This window comes from Streptomyces sp. NPDC037242, from assembly GCF_055604165.1.
In genome coordinates, this window is the sequence record NZ_JBVJUY010000001.1 from 198,742 (window position 1) to 213,788 (window position 15,047).

At 73.2% G+C, this 15,047-nt stretch carries 12 protein-coding genes; 7 read left to right on the plus strand and 5 right to left on the minus strand.

The window, feature by feature from the left end:
- The first annotated feature begins 9 nt into the window (after positions 1-9).
- Positions 10-1,125: a YihY/virulence factor BrkB family protein gene (locus tag ACZ7GJ_RS00830; protein ID WP_470748047.1), complete on the plus strand. Its 1,116-nt coding sequence runs from the start codon at positions 10-12 to the stop codon at positions 1,123-1,125.
- A 23-nt stretch (positions 1,126-1,148) separates the two neighbouring features.
- Positions 1,149-1,880: a helix-turn-helix domain-containing protein gene (locus ACZ7GJ_RS00835; RefSeq protein ID WP_470748049.1), complete on the plus strand. Its 732-nt coding sequence runs from the start codon at positions 1,149-1,151 to the stop codon at positions 1,878-1,880.
- On the opposite strand, the gene ACZ7GJ_RS00840 is transcribed toward ACZ7GJ_RS00835, so the two are convergent.
- A complete protein-coding gene (locus tag ACZ7GJ_RS00840) occupies positions 1,814-2,212 on the minus strand; it encodes a VOC family protein (RefSeq protein WP_470748051.1) in 399 nt (132 codons plus the stop codon). The genes ACZ7GJ_RS00835 and ACZ7GJ_RS00840 overlap by 67 nt on opposite strands.
- Before the next feature lie 311 nt (positions 2,213-2,523).
- Here ACZ7GJ_RS00840 and rsgA point away from each other — a divergent pair, with 311 nt between their 5' ends.
- The gene (rsgA, locus tag ACZ7GJ_RS00845; RefSeq protein ID WP_470748053.1) at positions 2,524-3,630 is read left to right on the plus strand and encodes a ribosome small subunit-dependent GTPase A; all 1,107 of its coding nucleotides are present in this window, start codon (positions 2,524-2,526) and stop codon (positions 3,628-3,630) included.
- Positions 3,631-3,741: 111 nt separating this feature from the next.
- On the opposite strand, the gene ACZ7GJ_RS00850 is transcribed toward rsgA, so the two are convergent.
- The 3 genes from ACZ7GJ_RS00850 to ACZ7GJ_RS00860 all read right to left on the minus strand — a co-directional run bounded on the left by ACZ7GJ_RS00850 (position 3,742) and on the right by ACZ7GJ_RS00860 (position 5,742).
- A complete protein-coding gene (locus ACZ7GJ_RS00850; RefSeq protein ID WP_470748055.1) occupies positions 3,742-4,119 on the minus strand; it encodes a PPOX class F420-dependent oxidoreductase in 378 nt (125 codons plus the stop codon).
- A gap of 138 nt (positions 4,120-4,257) precedes the next feature.
- A complete protein-coding gene (locus tag ACZ7GJ_RS00855; RefSeq protein WP_470748057.1) occupies positions 4,258-4,740 on the minus strand; it encodes a DUF456 domain-containing protein in 483 nt (160 codons plus the stop codon).
- Between the two features lie 24 nt (positions 4,741-4,764).
- A complete protein-coding gene (locus ACZ7GJ_RS00860) occupies positions 4,765-5,742 on the minus strand; it encodes a helix-turn-helix domain-containing protein (protein WP_470748059.1) in 978 nt (325 codons plus the stop codon).
- A gap of 196 nt (positions 5,743-5,938) precedes the next feature.
- Here ACZ7GJ_RS00860 and ACZ7GJ_RS00865 point away from each other — a divergent pair, with 196 nt between their 5' ends.
- From ACZ7GJ_RS00865 to ACZ7GJ_RS00880, 4 genes are all read left to right on the plus strand, one after another.
- The gene (locus ACZ7GJ_RS00865) at positions 5,939-9,715 is read left to right on the plus strand and encodes a S8 family peptidase (protein WP_470748061.1); all 3,777 of its coding nucleotides are present in this window, start codon (positions 5,939-5,941) and stop codon (positions 9,713-9,715) included.
- Between the two features lie 102 nt (positions 9,716-9,817).
- Positions 9,818-11,374 (plus strand): protein phosphatase 2C domain-containing protein, encoded by a 1,557-nt coding sequence (locus tag ACZ7GJ_RS00870; protein ID WP_470748063.1) that lies wholly within the window; start codon positions 9,818-9,820, stop codon positions 11,372-11,374.
- Between the two features lie 78 nt (positions 11,375-11,452).
- Positions 11,453-13,195, plus strand: a complete 1,743-nt coding sequence (locus ACZ7GJ_RS00875; protein WP_470748065.1) for a pyruvate dehydrogenase — start codon at positions 11,453-11,455, stop codon at positions 13,193-13,195.
- 193 nt (positions 13,196-13,388) lie between these two features.
- Complete coding sequence (locus tag ACZ7GJ_RS00880) at positions 13,389-13,769, plus strand: ATP-binding protein (protein WP_470748723.1); 381 nt, start codon at positions 13,389-13,391, stop codon at positions 13,767-13,769.
- 65 nt (positions 13,770-13,834) lie between these two features.
- Here ACZ7GJ_RS00880 and ACZ7GJ_RS00885 read toward each other — a convergent pair whose 3' ends face one another.
- Positions 13,835-14,908 (minus strand): DUF2637 domain-containing protein, encoded by a 1,074-nt coding sequence (locus tag ACZ7GJ_RS00885; RefSeq protein ID WP_470748067.1) that lies wholly within the window; start codon positions 14,906-14,908, stop codon positions 13,835-13,837.
- Between the last annotated feature and the right edge of the window lie 139 nt (positions 14,909-15,047).

A 15,047-nucleotide genomic window follows, 5' to 3' on the forward strand; every position in this document is an offset into this window, starting at 1 on the left:
CGTAAGGACGTGCAGCCAGCAAAAGAAACACCCGAGCGGATCCCAGGACGGCTCCATCGGGCCCGCGCCCTCTACCGCAACGTCTCGAAGCGGAAGATGGGCTGGCTGCTGCTGAAGGACACCGTCAATTCGTGCATCGAGTACCGGATCCTCGGGCTCGCGGCCGAGGCCGCCTTCTTCACGCTCCTCTCGCTGCCCCCGCTCTTCCTCGGCCTGCTGGGCCTGCTGGGCTACGTGGACGGCTGGACGGGCAAGACGACGGTGGCCAGCATCGAGGAGAACATCCTCGGGGCGGTCGGCACGGTGCTGTCCGACCGGGGCGTCAACGACATCGCCAGGCCGATGCTCGACGACGTCACGGGGCGCGGACGCCCCGACCTCATCTCGCTCGGCTTCGCCTTCGCCCTGTGGTCGGGCTCCCGCGCCGTGAACGTCTTCATCGACACCATCACCGTGATGTACGGGCTCGACGGGCATCGCGGCATCGTCAAGACCCGGCTGCTGGCCTTCGTGCTCTACGTGGTCGCACTGGTGATCGGCGCCGTCGTGCTGCCGCTGATGGTGGTGGGGCCCGACGCCGTCGTACGCCTGGTGCCCTGGGGCACCAGCGTGATCGCGGTGCTCTACTGGCCGACCGTCACCCTGCTGTCCATCGTCTTCCTGACGACGCTCTACCACGTCTCCGTCCCCGTGCGCTCGCCGTGGATCGAGGACGTGCCCGGCGCGCTCGTGGCCCTCGCCATGTGGGTGCTCGGCTCGTTCCTGCTGCGGATCTACCTCACCAACACCGTCGAGGGGCCGACGATCTACGGCTCCCTCGCGGCGCCGGTGGCCGTCCTGCTGTGGATCGGTATCTCGGCCTTCGCGGTCCTCGTCGGCGCCGCCGTCAACGCCGCGATCGACCGGGTCTGGCCCTCGGTCGCCACGGCCGCGGCGCGCGAGGCGAACGAGCGCGCCCGCGAGGCCGAGGCCGCCCAGCTCGTCGCCCGGGCCGCCGCCTGGCGGGCCCTGGCCGAGGGCGAGTCGGAGGACGACGAGGACGGCGGCATGCCCTCGGAGTTCCCCGAACGCTGGTCGAACTTCCTTCCGCCCGAGGACTACCACTCGCGCCTGCGCAAGCACTGATACCGCGGCGTAGCGTGATGTCCGTGTACGAGGAACACCGCTCGCGCCTGGTTCCCGGGGCCGTGCTGTGGCGCGCCGGCGGTGCGGGCGGCGTGGTGCTGCCCGACGGGTGCATGGACCTGCTCTGGGTGGACGGGCGGCTGCTGGTCGCCGGACCCGACACCGGGCCGCACCCCGCCGGGGAGGTGCCCGGCTCCGCCTTCGCCGGGGTCCGCCTCGCTCCCGGTACCGCGCCCGCGCTGCTCGGCGTACCGGCCCGGGAACTGCGCGACCGGCGGGTGGAGCTGGCCGAACTGTGGCCCGGCCCCGAGGTACGGCGCCTCGCCGAGCGGATCGCCTCGTACGGGGACCCCCGCGCGGGACTGGAGGAGCTGGCCCGCGCCCGCACCGCGCTGAGCGGACCGCCCGACCCGCTGGCCGCGGAGGTGGCGGCCAGGCTCGGCGCGGGGGAGGCGGTCGCCGCCGTCGCCGCGGCGGTCGGCCTCGGGGAGCGCCAGCTGCACCGGCGCTCGCTCGACGCGTTCGGGTACGGCCCGCGGACCCTGGGCAGGGTGCTGCGGCTCCAGCGGGCGCTGGCCCTGGCCCGCCGAGGGCTGCCCCCGGCGGAGGTCGCGCACCGCGCCGGGTACGCCGACCAGGCGCACTACACCCGCGAGGTGCGGGCGCTGGCCGGGACCACGCCGGCGGCCTACGCGGCGGCGAGCGCCGCGAACAGCGAGATCCCGCAGCCGTCCGGGTCCAGCACGACGGCGTAGCGCTGGCCCCAGAAGGCGTCCCAGGGCTTGAGGTGGCCCGCGTGCCCCGCGGCGGTGAGCTCGGCGTACAGGGCGTCCACCTCGGCGGGGGAGTCGCACAGGAAGGCCAGTCCCACCCGGCCGTCACCGGCGGGCCGGGTCCAGGACGGGTCGAAGGAGCGGATGACCTCCTCCGTGTCCCAGCCGATCCGCAGCCCGCCTGGCAGTACGGCTTCGACGTGCGGCTGGGCGTCGGCCTCGGCCGGGACGTCCAGCCCGAGGCGGCGGTAGAAGGCGAGCGAGGCGGCCATGTCGGAGACGACCAGGCCGATCATGTCGAGTCGGGGAGTCATGCCGCCAGGCTAGGAGCGGGGACGGCCGCAGGTCTTGAAGGAATCGGACGTGGAAAAAGAAGTGGCGTCCGTCCCAACGGGCTTGTTACGGTGTGGTCGTTCCCGCCGGTCGGCGCGGAACCGCATGTCGGCACATCGGTCGGCACGTCGTACGACCCGGAGGTGAGTTCATTGATGACTGTCATGGCGCAGGGCGTTGCCCGCACTCAGAAGACCATCAATGTCACTTCTGTGGTCTCCGGCTGACCTCTCTCTTCTTTCGCGCTCTGTAGCAGCGCACGCCGCCGGGGCCACCCTGTGAAGGGTTTCCCTTGTCTTTCTCTTCTTTCCCGCAGGCTTCCCTCTCGCACGCTCTGGCCCCCTTCGGCTGGGACGACGCCTGGGAGTCCGAGTTCACCCCGTACACCGAGCAGGGCCTCGTGCCCGGCCGGGTGGTACGGGTCGACCGCGGCCAGTGCGACGTCATGACGGCGGACGGAATCGTCCGCGCCGACACCGCCTTCGTCACCCCCCACGACCCGCTCCGGGTCATCTGCACCGGAGACTGGGCGGTGGTGGAGGCGCACGGCAATCCGCGTTACGTGAAGGTGTACCTGCCGCGCCGGACCGCCTTCGTACGGTCCACCTCATCCCAGCGGTCCGAGGGGCAGATCCTCGCCGCGAACGTCGACCACGCGATCATCGCGGTGTCGCTCGCCGTGGAACTGGACCTCGGCCGTATCGAGCGGTTCCTCGCGCTCGCCTGGGAATCGGGGGCGCAGCCGCTGGTCGTCCTGACCAAGGCGGACCTCGTCCCGGACCCGGTCACCCTCGGGCACCTGGTCCAGGACGTCGAGGCGGCCGCGCCGGGCGTCCAGGTGCTCACCGTCTCCTCGCACACCGGGGAGGGCACGGACGTGCTCGCCGCGGTGGTCTCGGGCGGTACGAGCGTGCTCCTCGGCATCTCCGGCGCGGGCAAGTCCACGCTGGCCAACGCACTGCTCGGGGACGACGTGATGGAGGTCCAGGAGACCCGTGAGGTCGACGGCAAGGGCCGCCACACCACGACGACCCGCAACCTCCTGGTCCTGCCGGGCGGCGGCGTCCTGATCGACACCCCCGGGCTGAGGGGCGTCGGGCTCTACGACGCGGAGGCGGGCGTCGGGCAGGTCTTCTCGGAGATCGAGGACCTCGCGGAGCAGTGCCGCTTCCACGACTGCGCGCACGAGGCGGAGCCGGGCTGCGCGGTGCTGGCGGCCCTGGACTCGGGCGAACTGCCCGAGCGGCGGCTGGAGAGCTACCGCAAGCTGCTCCGGGAGAACCAGCGGATCGTCGCGAAGACGGACGCGCGGCTGCGCGCGGAGCTCGCCCGGGACTGGCGCATGAAGTCGGCGGAAGGCCGCGCGAACTACGCGGCCAAGCGCAACGGCCGCGCCTGACCCGACCCGTCCGGGGTGCCCGCCGGCGCGGCTCAGGCCGCCCCGGCGGGCACCCGGACACGGCCTTTCCCCGGACACGGCCTTTCCCCGGACACGGCCTTTCCGCAAGCGTCAGGTGTCGAGGCCCCAGGACAGGACGCGGTCGGGGTGGATGCGGATGACCTCCGGGCTGAAGTGCGGGCCCAGGGTGTGCGGGCCGACCTCCAGCGTGGCGCGGCCGCGGATCTCGATCCCGCGGACACGCCACGGGCGGGTACTGACCAGGTCGTCCACGACCAGGGACAGCCGCGGGTTCGCGGCCAGGTTGCGCCACTTCTTCGTCGTGCCCATCGCCATCCCGCCCACCAGGACCGTCCCGTCGTCCTGCGGGAAGAACCCCACCGGGTTCGCCTGCGGCTGCCCGGCCGCGTCCACCGTCGCCAGCCGCCCCAGATGCTGGGAGCGCAGGTACGCCAGCTCCGTCTCGCTGAACCCCTTGAAGTCCGTCATACCGCCCACCCTCGCAGCCGCCCCGGCCCCGCGCATCGGGCGCGGGTCCTAGGTCGTGTCGTCAAAGGCCCGTCTGGCCGGCGGCCCCGTCCTTCGGGCGGCCGACGCCACTTTGACGACACTCCCCAGGGCGATCGCCTACGACCACACCACCGCGCCCACCCACGCCCCGACCGCCAGCAGGCACGCGAACAGCTCCACCAGTACGCTCGTGCCCACCGCCCGCATCACCGTGCGGACCGACGCCCGCGCCTCGCCGTGCGTGCCCAGGCGCAGGCGCTCGCACAGGTAGATGCCGCCGACGAAGCCCGGCACGGCCCCCACGACCGGCACCAGTACGAAGCCCAGGACCGCGCCCGCACCCGCGTACGCCGCCATCCGGGGGGTGACGCCGACGCCGCGCAGCCGCCTCGGCGGGAGCTGCCACTTCACCGCCTGGACCACCAGCAGCAGGGCCGTCGCCGAGACCAGCAGGATCCACGCCACCTCCGACCGCTCGTGCAGCGCCCACCACATGAGCCCCGCCCAGACCAGCCAGGTCCCCGGCACACCCGGGACCAGGACCCCGACCACCCCGAGCAGCAGCACCAGCCCCACCAGGAGCAGCTGAGGCAGACCCATCTGCCCAGCCTGCCCGACCGGCGGCTACCGGGCCACCCAGCCCTTTTCGTACGCGTGCCAGCCCAACTGGAGCCGCGTCGTCACCCCGGACAGCTCCATCAGGCCCTTGACCCGACGCTGTACGGTCCGCAGCCCCAGCTCCAGGTGCTTCGCCACGCTCGCGTCCGTCATCCCCGCCAGGAGCAGGGACAGGACCTCCAGGTCCGTCTCGTCCGGGCCGCCGTCGCCCTCCTCCGCGTGGCCCGTGGAACCCAGCCGCAGCGGCAGCGCCTCCCGCCACACCGCCTCGAACAGGCCCATCAGCGATTCCAGCAGCCCCGACGCGTGCACCACCAGCGCCGCCGGCTCCGCGCCCCGCGCGGTCAGGGGCACCATCGCCAGCGTCCGGTCCGCGATCACCAGCTTCGTCGGCACCTGCCCCGTCACCCTGATGCGCTCCCCCCGGGCGAGCGCCGTGGAAGCCTCCCGGATCCCGCTGGGCGTCGTCAGCACCTCGCGCTCGATGACCACCCGGTACGCGACGCCCCGTACGGCGGCCCGGTCCTCCGCCTCGTTGTCCGTACCCGTGACCACCTGCGGCCGGCCGGTGACCAGCGCGCACACCTCCTCGACCGCGCCGAGCTGGAGCTGGTGGAAGCGGTGCGCCACCGCGCTCGCGCCCGTCACGACCTCCACCAGGTCGTGCACGGCCGGCTCGGCCGCCTCCGCCCGGTACTCCTCCGCCAGGAGCACCGCCGCCAGTTCCGCCTGCTCCAGCTCGTGCCGCTGCTGGGTCAGGAGCGCGCCCAGCGCCACCGCGGGAGGGGCCGCCACCCACCGGCCCGGCCGGGCCGAGGACTGCGCCGCGAGCCCCTGCCGCTCCAGGTGCCGCAGGGCCCGTTCCGTCTGCGGCACCGGCAGGGCCAGCCGGTGCGCGAGGTCGGGCACCTCCGCCGCCCCCAGTGCCACCAGCGCGCGGTACGCCGACTCCTGGCCCTCGTCGAGGCCTATCGCGCTCAGCATCCGTCCCCCCACCTTTCGACCGTTCCTGGCGGGAAGCGGCCACGGCGCAAACCCGCCGCGGACATCATCGCCGCACCCCCCGTCTCTCTGCCAAGGTGACGCCACCGCAGCACCAACATCCGCTGGCCAGAAGCCATTTACGCGGCGCCTTTGCCGTGCAATGCAGTAGTTGGCCGGAATTCACCTGGGGAGAGCGATGCGTCCGATATCGCGTACGGCTTTGGGAGCGGCCGTCTCGGCCGTCCTGGCCGTCACCGCCATCGGCCCGTCCGCGGCACAGCCGCGCGACGGAGCGCCGGACGGAAGACCGGTCGTGGGCAGCGAGGCGGCTGGAAAGCAGCCCTCCGCGCCCGTCACGGTGACGCTGGTCACCGGTGACCGGATCCTGGTCTCCACCGACGCCGCGGGACGCACCGCCGCCACGGCGATGCCCCGCGAGGACGGCTCGCAGCCGCTGGTGCAGACCCGCCAGTCGGGCAAGGACCTCTACGTCTACCCGCAGAGCGCGGCCAAGGCCCTCGCCGCGGGCAGGGTGGACGAGGAGCTCTTCAACGTCACCGGCCTGATCCGGCAGGGCTACGACGACGCGCACGCCAAGAAGCTCCCGCTCATCGCGGTCTACGACGGCTCGGTGAACCTCGCGCGCAGCGCCCCGCCCGCGCCCCGCGGCGCCGAGCGCACCCGCGTCCTCGGCTCCATCGGCGGTGTAGCGCTCGCCGCCGACAAGGAGCGGGCCGCGGACTTCTGGGCCGAGGTCACCGGCGCCGCCGTGGACGCCCGCGCCCGCTCCGCGGCGCCCGGCGGGCTGAAGAAGCTGTGGCTGGACGGCAAGGTGCAGGCGAACCTGGAGCGGTCCACCAAGCAGGTGAACGCCACTGCCGCCTGGGCCGCCGGATACGACGGCAAGGGGACCAAGGTCGCCGTCCTCGACACCGGCACCGACCTCGAACACCCCGACCTCAAGGGCCGGGTCGCCGGGTCGAAGAACTTCACCGACTCCGACACCGACGCCGACCGGCAGGGCCACGGCACCCACACCATCTCCACCGTCGGCGGATCCGGCGCGGAGAGCGGCGGCGCCAAGAAGGGTGTCGCCCCCGGCGCCGAGCTGCTCAGCGGCAAGGTCCTGAACGACCAGGGCTACGGCCTGGATTCGTGGATCATCGCGGGCATGGAGTGGGCCGTCGAGGCCAAGGCCGATGTGGTCTCGATGAGCCTCGGCGACCCCTCCCAGACCGCCTGCGACGACCCGCTCGCCGCGGCCGCCGAGAAGCTGTCCCAGCAGGGCCCGCTGTTCGTCATCGCCGCCGGCAACTCCGGCCCGGGCAACAACACGGTCTCCTCGCCCGGCTGCGCGGCCAGTGCGCTGACCGTGGGCGCCGTGGACCGGGACGACACCACGGCCGTCTTCTCCAGCCGGGGCCCGGCCGGCCTCCAGCACACCCTCAAGCCCGAGATCGCCGCCCCCGGCGTCGGCATCTCGGCCGCCGCCATGGGCGGCCGCGGGGTGTACGCGTACCAGGGCATGTCCGGCACCTCGATGGCCACCCCGCACGTCGCGGGAGCCGCCGCCATCCTCAAGCAGCGCCACCCCGACTGGACCGGGCAGCAGGTCAAGGCCGCCCTGGTCGGCTCGGCGAACACCGCGGTCCCCGGTGACGTACGGGAGACCGGCGGCGGCCGCCTCGACGTCAGGGCCGCCCTCGACGCCACGGTCACCGGCGCCCCCGCCGTGCAGGGCGGCACGTACAACTGGCCGCAGGACCGCAGCGACCGCACGAGCGTCGAGGTGCCCTACACCAACACGGGCAAGGCGCCGGTCACGCTGAACCTCTCCGTGGAGAAGGTCACCGGCAACGACGGCTCGGCCGTCCGCAGCCAGGTCGCCCGGCTCGACAAGCGGACGGTCACCGTCCCGGCCGGCGCCACCCTCAAGGTGCCGCTCGCCCTCGACCCGTCCGCGAAGCTGGAGCGCTCCCAGTACGGGGACGTCACCGGCCGCGTCGTCGCCACGGCGAACGGCGTGCGCGTCTCCACCCCCTTCTCCCTCTACGTGGAGCCGCAGACGGTCACCCTGCGGGTCAAGCTCGTCGACCGCGCGGGCAGGCCGGCCGCCGGACCCTCGTCCCTGGACGTCATCGGCACCGACGACGCCAGCGGCGAGCGCCGCTTCAACGACGGCGCCGCGGACCAGGTCTACCGGGTGCGCCCGGGCTCGTACTTCCTCTCCGCCTTCGTCGGCACCCCGGACGCCGGCGAGAGCGGCGAGTACCCGATGTTCGACTCGATCACCTACCTGGGCCGACCGCAGGTGGAGGTGAAGAAGGACACCGTGATCGTGCTGGACGCCCGCAAGGCCGGGCGCCTGGGCATCGAGGGCGACAAGCCGCTGGAGGCCCGCAACACCACCCTCGGCTTCGCCCGCAGCTGGGACGGCGTGTGGCTGCACGCCGGCACCGCCATGGGCGGCCGGACCATCCGCGGCTACTACGCCTCGGTCGAAGGCCGAGCCAAGGAGGGCGAGTTCGAGTTCGGCAGCTACTGGCGGGCCGCGGCGCCGGTGCTCACCGAGCTGAAGGCCGTCGGGGGCCCGGTCCTGCACCCGATCACCGCGACCACCGGCAGCGAGAACCTCGACGGAACCGGCACCGCGCCCCTGGTCGACGCCGGCGCGGGCACCCCCGAGGAACTGGCCGCGGCCGGCGCCCGGGGAGCGATCGCCCTGGTCAAGGCCGCGGACGGCGCGCTCTACGAGGTGGCCCAGAACGCCAAGGCGGCCGGTGCCAAGGCGGTGCTCGCCCACCGCGAGACCCCGGGCCGCTGGGTCCCCTCCACCGGCTTCGCGAGCGTGCTGCCCGCGCTGGCCGTCGAGGCCGCCGAGGGCAGGGCCCTGCTGGACAGGCTGGCGGCGGGCAAGGTCTCGCTGTCCTGGAAGGGCACGGCGAAGAGCCCGTACGTCTACTCCCTCGCCTTCCCGGAGACCGGGCAGGTACAGGGCGACCACACCTACAAGGTGCGCGACCGCGAGCTCGGACAGGTGGAGTCCACCTACAACTCCATGGGCGTGGCAGCCGACTTCGTCGACCTGGCCGCCGCCTACCGGCCCATCGGCAGCGCGGTCTACTTCGGCAGCATCGAGACCGTCGCGGCCCCCGGCAGGCGGACGGAGTACTACACCGCCGGGGACACGGCCTGGGACCAGATCCTCTCCAGCAGCTTCCCCTGGGGCGAGTTCATGACCGGGGAGCAGCGCACCTACACCAAGGGCCAGAAGAGCAGGGCCAGTTGGTACGACGGTGTGACCGGGCCGGTCGCCCCGCGCGACCGCACCGGCAAGGAGGCCCTGGCGGCCGAGCGGCAGGGCGGCCTGATCGGCTTCGCCCCCGCCATGTGGGGAGACTCGGGCCACTACGCGCAGCCGGGCTCCTTCGGCGACATCGGCGGGCTCCAGCTCAAGCGCAACGGCGAGGTCATCGGGGACAGCTGGTACCCGTTCGGGGTCTTCGAGGTACCGGCCGAGGAAAGCCGGTACGAACTGACCCAGTCCATCGAGAAGATCGGCCCGCCGTCGCGCGTCTGGCAGCGGTCCACCGCGGTACAGACGACCTGGGGCTTCACCTCGAAGCTCGACGCGTCGGCGTACTCCCAGGGTCTGCCGGTCCTCTTCCCGCGGTACGCGGCCCCCCTGGACGGCATGAAGACGGTGGCGGCGGCCGACGGCCAGAGCATCGGCCTGAGCGCCACCGGGCACGCGGGCTACGCGCCCGGCGCGCTGAAGTCCGCGAAGCTGTCGTATTCCTACGACGGTGAGAACTGGACCGAGGCGAAGGTGAGCGAGCGCGGCGGCAAGTGGACCGCGACCGTCGACCACGCCGGCGCCTCCGGAAAGCCGGTCACGCTCAAGGTCGAGCTGACCGACACGAACGGCGCTTCCGTCACCCAGACGGTAGCGCGGGCGTACGACATCCGTTAGGTCGTACGACTGGAGCGGGAAGGGTCCACCGGACGGCGGTCCGGTGGCCCCTTTTCGTGCATTCGGCGTTTTCCGCCCGGGTCGGAGGCCGACAATAGGGGCATGAGTCAGCAGGGCGCGGGCGCGGACGACTGGTGGCAGAAGCTCTATGAGGACCCGGACCCGGGGGCGGATTCCGCCCCCGGGGACCCGGGCGACACCGACACCCTGGACCACCGCTTCCGCTCGGCGGCGGTGCTGGTGACGGACCCGGCGCCCGGGCCGGGACCCGCGCCGGACTCCGCGGACGCCGCAGTGGCGGGAGGAGTAGCGCGACCGGAGTCTCCAGCGGGAGCGCCACCGGCGGCCGCAACCGGGGCCGCGGACCGGTGGCGCGCCGGGTCCGTGCTGCCGGGGCCCCGGCAGGAGGCCGTACCGCCCCCGCCGTCTCCGTCTCCGTCCCCGCCTCCGCCGCCCGGGCCGCTGCTGCCGCCGCCGCGGGACCCGCGCGAGGGCGGGCCGACGTGGTACGCCCTGGGGGACGTGGCGGTTCCGCCGGCGCCGTCCGTGGAGGAGCCCGAGCCGCCCGCCGCCCCCGCCGAACTGCCCGTGTGGAGCTGGGGGCCGCCGCCCGGGCAGCCCGCCGGGGCCGCCGATCCGCCGCCGCCCGCTGCTGCTGCCGCCCCCGAGGCTCCCGCGACCCGGCCCCAAGCCGAGACGGTCGCGGTGCCCGTCCCGCCCCCGGCCGCCGCCCCGACGGCTCCCGCCGCCCCCGCCGAGCCGCCGCCGGACCCGCGCGAGCGCCCCGAGGTGCGCCACCTCGGCGACCGCGCCCCGACCTACGCCGCCGAGCCCGGGGCCCTGCCCGCCGCCGACCCGGCCGCGCTCGACGCGATGACCCCCGACACGGTCCTGGAGGGCGCCCGCTACGGCAGCTACACCCTGCGCGCCGCCTCCCTGCGCGGGGACTCCGCCCGCTTCCGGGGCGAGGCCCGCCGGGACTTCCTGCTCACCGCCCGCTTCGGCAGCGGCCCCGACGCCCTGGTCCTGGTCGCGCTGGCCGGCGGCGACCGGGCCGCCCCGGGGGCCGCGGCGGCCGCCGCCGAGGTGTGCCGTACGGTCGCCGCGGCCGTCGGCCGCAGCCAGGAGCGGCTGGCCGACGACATCCGGGCCGGGCGGCGCGATGCCCTGCGCTCCGGGCTCCAGCGGCTCACCGACCGGGGCTACGGGCGGCTGCGGGCCCGCGCCGCCGAGCTGGGCCTGGAGGAGGCCGCGTACACCGCGGGGCTGCGCGGGCTGCTGCTGCCGGTGGACCCGCAGTGCCGCACCCGGGTCGCCTTCGGCGCCGGCGCGGGCGGGCTGTTCCGGCTGCGCGACGGGCGCTGGCAGGACCTGGAGCCGGCCGGCCCGGACGAGGACCCGGGCAAGGAGGCCACCGGCGCGGAGGGCGGGATCCCGTTCCTCTTCCGGGCTTCGGTGGCCCGCCCCGGCGACACCGTGCTGCTCTGCTCGGGCGGTCTCGCGGACCCCATGCGCGAGGAGGGGCTGCTCGCCGCCGAGCTCGCGGCGCGCTGGTCCGAGGGGGAGCCGCCGGGCCTCGCGGCCTTCCTCGCGGACGCCCAGCTCCGGCTCAAGGGGTACGCCGACGACCGGACGGCCGCCGCGGTCTGGGAGGCGTAACCGCCCGGGGCATGCGTGGATGGGAGGCGCACACGGCAGAGGCAGCCGCACAGCCGGACCGGAAAGGGCGCCCCCTCCATGGCCAAACAGAACGTGGCGGAGCAGTTCGTCGACATCCTCGTGCGCGCGGGCGTGCGGCGGATGTACGGAGTCGTCGGGGACAGCCTGAACCCGGTCGTCGACGCGATCCGCCGGACGGGTGGCATCGAGTGGATCCAGGTCCGGCACGAGGAGACCGCCGCCTTCGCGGCCGGCGCCGAGGCGCAGATCACCGGCAGCCTCGCCGCCTGCGCGGGCTCCTGCGGCCCCGGCAACCTCCACCTGATCAACGGCCTGTACGACGCCCACCGCTCCATGGCCCCCGTCCTCGCGCTCGCCTCGCACATCCCCTCCAGCGAGATCGGCCTCGGCTACTTCCAGGAGACCCACCCCGACCAGCTGTTCCGTGAGTGCAGCCACTACAGCGAGCTGATCTCCAACCCCAAGCAGATGCCCCGGCTCCTGCAGAGCGCCGTACAGCACGCCATCGGCCGCAGCGGGGTCAGCGTGGTCTCGCTGCCCGGCGACATCGCCTCCCTGCCGGCGCCGGACAAGGCGGTCGAGCACGCGCTGGTGACCGCGCGGCCGACGGTGCGGCCCGGCGAGGGCGAGATCGAGAAGCTGACCCGGCTGATCGACGAAGCGGACAAGGTCACCCTGTTCTGCGGCAGCGGCACCGCCGGGGCGCACGCCGAGGTCATGGAGTTCGCCGGCCGGATCAAGGCCCCGGTGGGGCACGCCCTGCGCGGCAAGGAGTGGATCCAGTACGACAATCCGTACGACGTCGGCATGAGCGGGCTGCTCGGCTACGGCGCGGCCTACGAGGCCACCCACGAGTGCGACCTGCTGATCCTGCTCGGCACGGACTTCCCCTACAACGCCTTCCTCCCCGACGACGTGAAGATCGTGCAGGTGGACATCCGGCCCGAGCACCTGGGCCGCCGCTCCAAGCTCGACCTCGCGGTCTGGGGCGACGTACGGGAGACCCTGCGCGCCCTGAACACCCGCGTGAAGGCCAAGACTGACCGCCGCTTCCTCGACCGGATGCTGAAGAAGCACGCGGACGCACTGGAGGGGGTGGTGAGGGCCTACACGCGCAAGGTGGAGAAGCACACGCCGATCCATCCCGAGTACGTGGCCGCGGTGCTCGACGAACTGGCCGACGAGGACGCGGTGTTCACCGTGGATACAGGCATGTGCAACGTGTGGGCGGCGCGCTATCTTTCCCCGAACGGTAAGCGGCGCATCATCGGCTCCTTCAGCCATGGCTCCATGGCCAATGCCCTCCCGCAGGCCATCGGCGCACAGTTCACCGACCGCGGTCGTCAAGTGGTGTCGATGTCGGGCGACGGTGGTTTCTCCATGCTGATGGGAGATTTCCTCACCCTGGTGCAGTACGACCTGCCCGTCAAAGTGGTCCTCTTCAACAACTCATCCCTCGGCATGGTCGAGCTGGAGATGTTGGTTTCCGGCCTGCCTTCGTACGGAACGACGAATAAGAACCCCGACTTCGCCGCCATCGCGCGCGCGGCGGGGGCGTACGGGGTCCGCGTGGAGAAGCCCAAGCAGCTCACAGGGGCTTTGAAGGACGCTTTCAAGCACAAGGGGCCCGCCCTGGTGGACGTGGTGACGGACCCCAACGCCCTGTCCATCCCCCCGAAAATCAGTGCCGAGATGGTGACCGGTTTTGCACTGTCCGCGAGCAAGATCGTGCTGGACGGCGGGGTGGGCCGGATGATCCAGATGGCTCGATCCAACCTCCGCAACGTACCGCGCCCATAAGCCCGCAGGAGTGCGGATTCCCCCGGCGGGCATGCATCCCGTAGGCCTGTTCGAGAGCAATGCACACGGGAGGTACATCGCCGTGCGGGTGGGGGCGAAGAGCGGGAAGCTCTGGGGAAGGGGGCGGCCGGTGCAGCGCGAACCGTCCGGAGGGAACGGCGGGCCGGTGGACGCGCTGGAGATCATCCGCAGCGTGCGCCGGGCCGACCTGAAGGCGGTGGGCGAAGTGCGACGGGCCTTACGGGAGTTGATGCGACATCGTTGCCGGGCCGATGCCGCCGAAGTGGCGGAGCTGCTCATCACCGAACTCGTGACCAACGCGCTCGTCCACACCGACCAGGGGGCGGAAGTGTCCGCGAGGCTCGCCGCCGACCGGCTGAGAGTGGAGGTCCGGGACTACGCCGCACGCCGCCCCCGGCAGCACGTACCGTCCGCCGACGACGGTACGCACGGCCGGGGGCTGGTACTGGTGCAGACGCTCGCCGACGCGTGGGGAGTGGACGCGCTCGCGATGGGCGGCGGCAAGGTGGTGTGGTTCGAGCTGGACGGCGCGTGCGACGCGGGGCCCGCCTGACTGGCAGGCGGGCCCCGCGGGGTCGTTCCGGCTCAGGGCCGGACCAGGGCCGGACCAGCGCCGGCTCAGCCGAACTGCTGCTCCAGGTCCTTGAGTTTGCGCTCCAGGGAGTCGAGTCGGGGAAGCGTCTGCGTGTCGTCCTCGGCGGTGAGGTCCACCGTCCGGGGACCCGTCAGACCCGTCACGTCAGCCGATTCGGTTCCGGTCACGGCCTGCAGGGAGGGCCGGCGGCGAAGGGGCAGCTGTCCCGATTCCGCTATGGCCGGCTCCGCGCCGACCGGCGCGGAGCCCGCTCCGGGGGCCAGCCCCGGCATGTCGACCTGACGGCCCCGGCCCACGCGGCCGAACGCCCGGTTCTGCCGCCCCAGTGCCTTGATGTGCGCGCGGTCCAGGCGGTGCTGCTCGCGCCTGCGGTGGCGGTCCTGCTCCCGCTCCTTCTTGTCCTCGCGTACCTCGTCCACGGCCTCGTCGAGGGTGCGCACCCCCTCCAGCAGCATCAGTGACCACGCGCCGAAGGTCTCCCGGGGAGCGCGCAGCCAGCGGACCATCCGGATCTGCGGCAACGGCCGCGGGATCAGGCCCTGTTCGCGCAGCGCGGCCCGGCGGGTCTGCTTGAGTGCCCGGTCGAAGAGCACGGCGGCCGAGAGCGACATCCCGGAGAAGAACTGCGGGGCCCCGTCGTGTCCCACGCCGCGCGGCGCGTGCACCCAGTTGAACCATGCGGCCGCGCCCGCGAACAGCCAGACCAGCATGCGCGAGCCGAGGGCGGCGTCGCCGTGGCTGGCCTCGCGGACGGCGAGCACCGAGCAGAACATCGCGGCGCCGTCGAGCCCGAAGGGGACGAGGTACTCCCAGCCCCCGGAGAGGTTGAGGTTCTGCCGGCCGAAGCCGACCAGTCCGTGGAAGGAGAGTGCGGCGGCGACCGCCGCACAGCAGAACAGCAGCACGTACGAGGCGGTTCCGTAGACGGCTTCCTTGCGCCGCCGCCGTTCCTCGCTGCGCTCCCAGCTGTCCTCGGCCACCGCGGCCTTCTCGCCTTCGCGCTTGCCCCGGGCCAGTACCGCCACTGCCGCAAGTACGCCCAGGATCAGCAGGCTGCCGGGCAGCAGCCAGTCCAGCGATATGTCGGTCAGTCTCATGCGGATGTCCCTGCCTCTGCCTCGCGTATGCGGCCTTCCGGCGCCATAGTGGCGCAGCCGGTCGCCGCCGCATGCGGGTTTCGGGCCAAGTGGACGCCATCGGGGGGCGGGGCCCGCCGGATAGGGTGTTGTGGTTCGA

What these genes read in the sequence shown, in the direction of transcription:
- ACZ7GJ_RS00840 (WP_470748051.1), bottom strand. Translation starts at nt 2,212, where the DNA reads ATGACTCCCCGACTCGACATGATCGGCCTGGTCGTCTCCGACATGGCC.
- ACZ7GJ_RS00850 (WP_470748055.1), bottom strand. Translation starts at nt 4,119, where the DNA reads ATGACGGACTTCAAGGGGTTCAGCGAGACGGAGCTGGCGTACCTGCGC.
- ACZ7GJ_RS00855 (WP_470748057.1), bottom strand. Translation starts at nt 4,740, where the DNA reads ATGGGTCTGCCTCAGCTGCTCCTGGTGGGGCTGGTGCTGCTGCTCGGG.
- ACZ7GJ_RS00860 (WP_470748059.1), bottom strand. Translation starts at nt 5,742, where the DNA reads ATGCTGAGCGCGATAGGCCTCGACGAGGGCCAGGAGTCGGCGTACCGC.
- ACZ7GJ_RS00865 (WP_470748061.1), top strand. Translation starts at nt 5,939, where the DNA reads ATGCGTCCGATATCGCGTACGGCTTTGGGAGCGGCCGTCTCGGCCGTC.
- ACZ7GJ_RS00870 (WP_470748063.1), top strand. Translation starts at nt 9,818, where the DNA reads ATGAGTCAGCAGGGCGCGGGCGCGGACGACTGGTGGCAGAAGCTCTAT.
- ACZ7GJ_RS00875 (WP_470748065.1), top strand. Translation starts at nt 11,453, where the DNA reads ATGGCCAAACAGAACGTGGCGGAGCAGTTCGTCGACATCCTCGTGCGC.
- ACZ7GJ_RS00885 (WP_470748067.1), bottom strand. Translation starts at nt 14,908, where the DNA reads ATGAGACTGACCGACATATCGCTGGACTGGCTGCTGCCCGGCAGCCTG.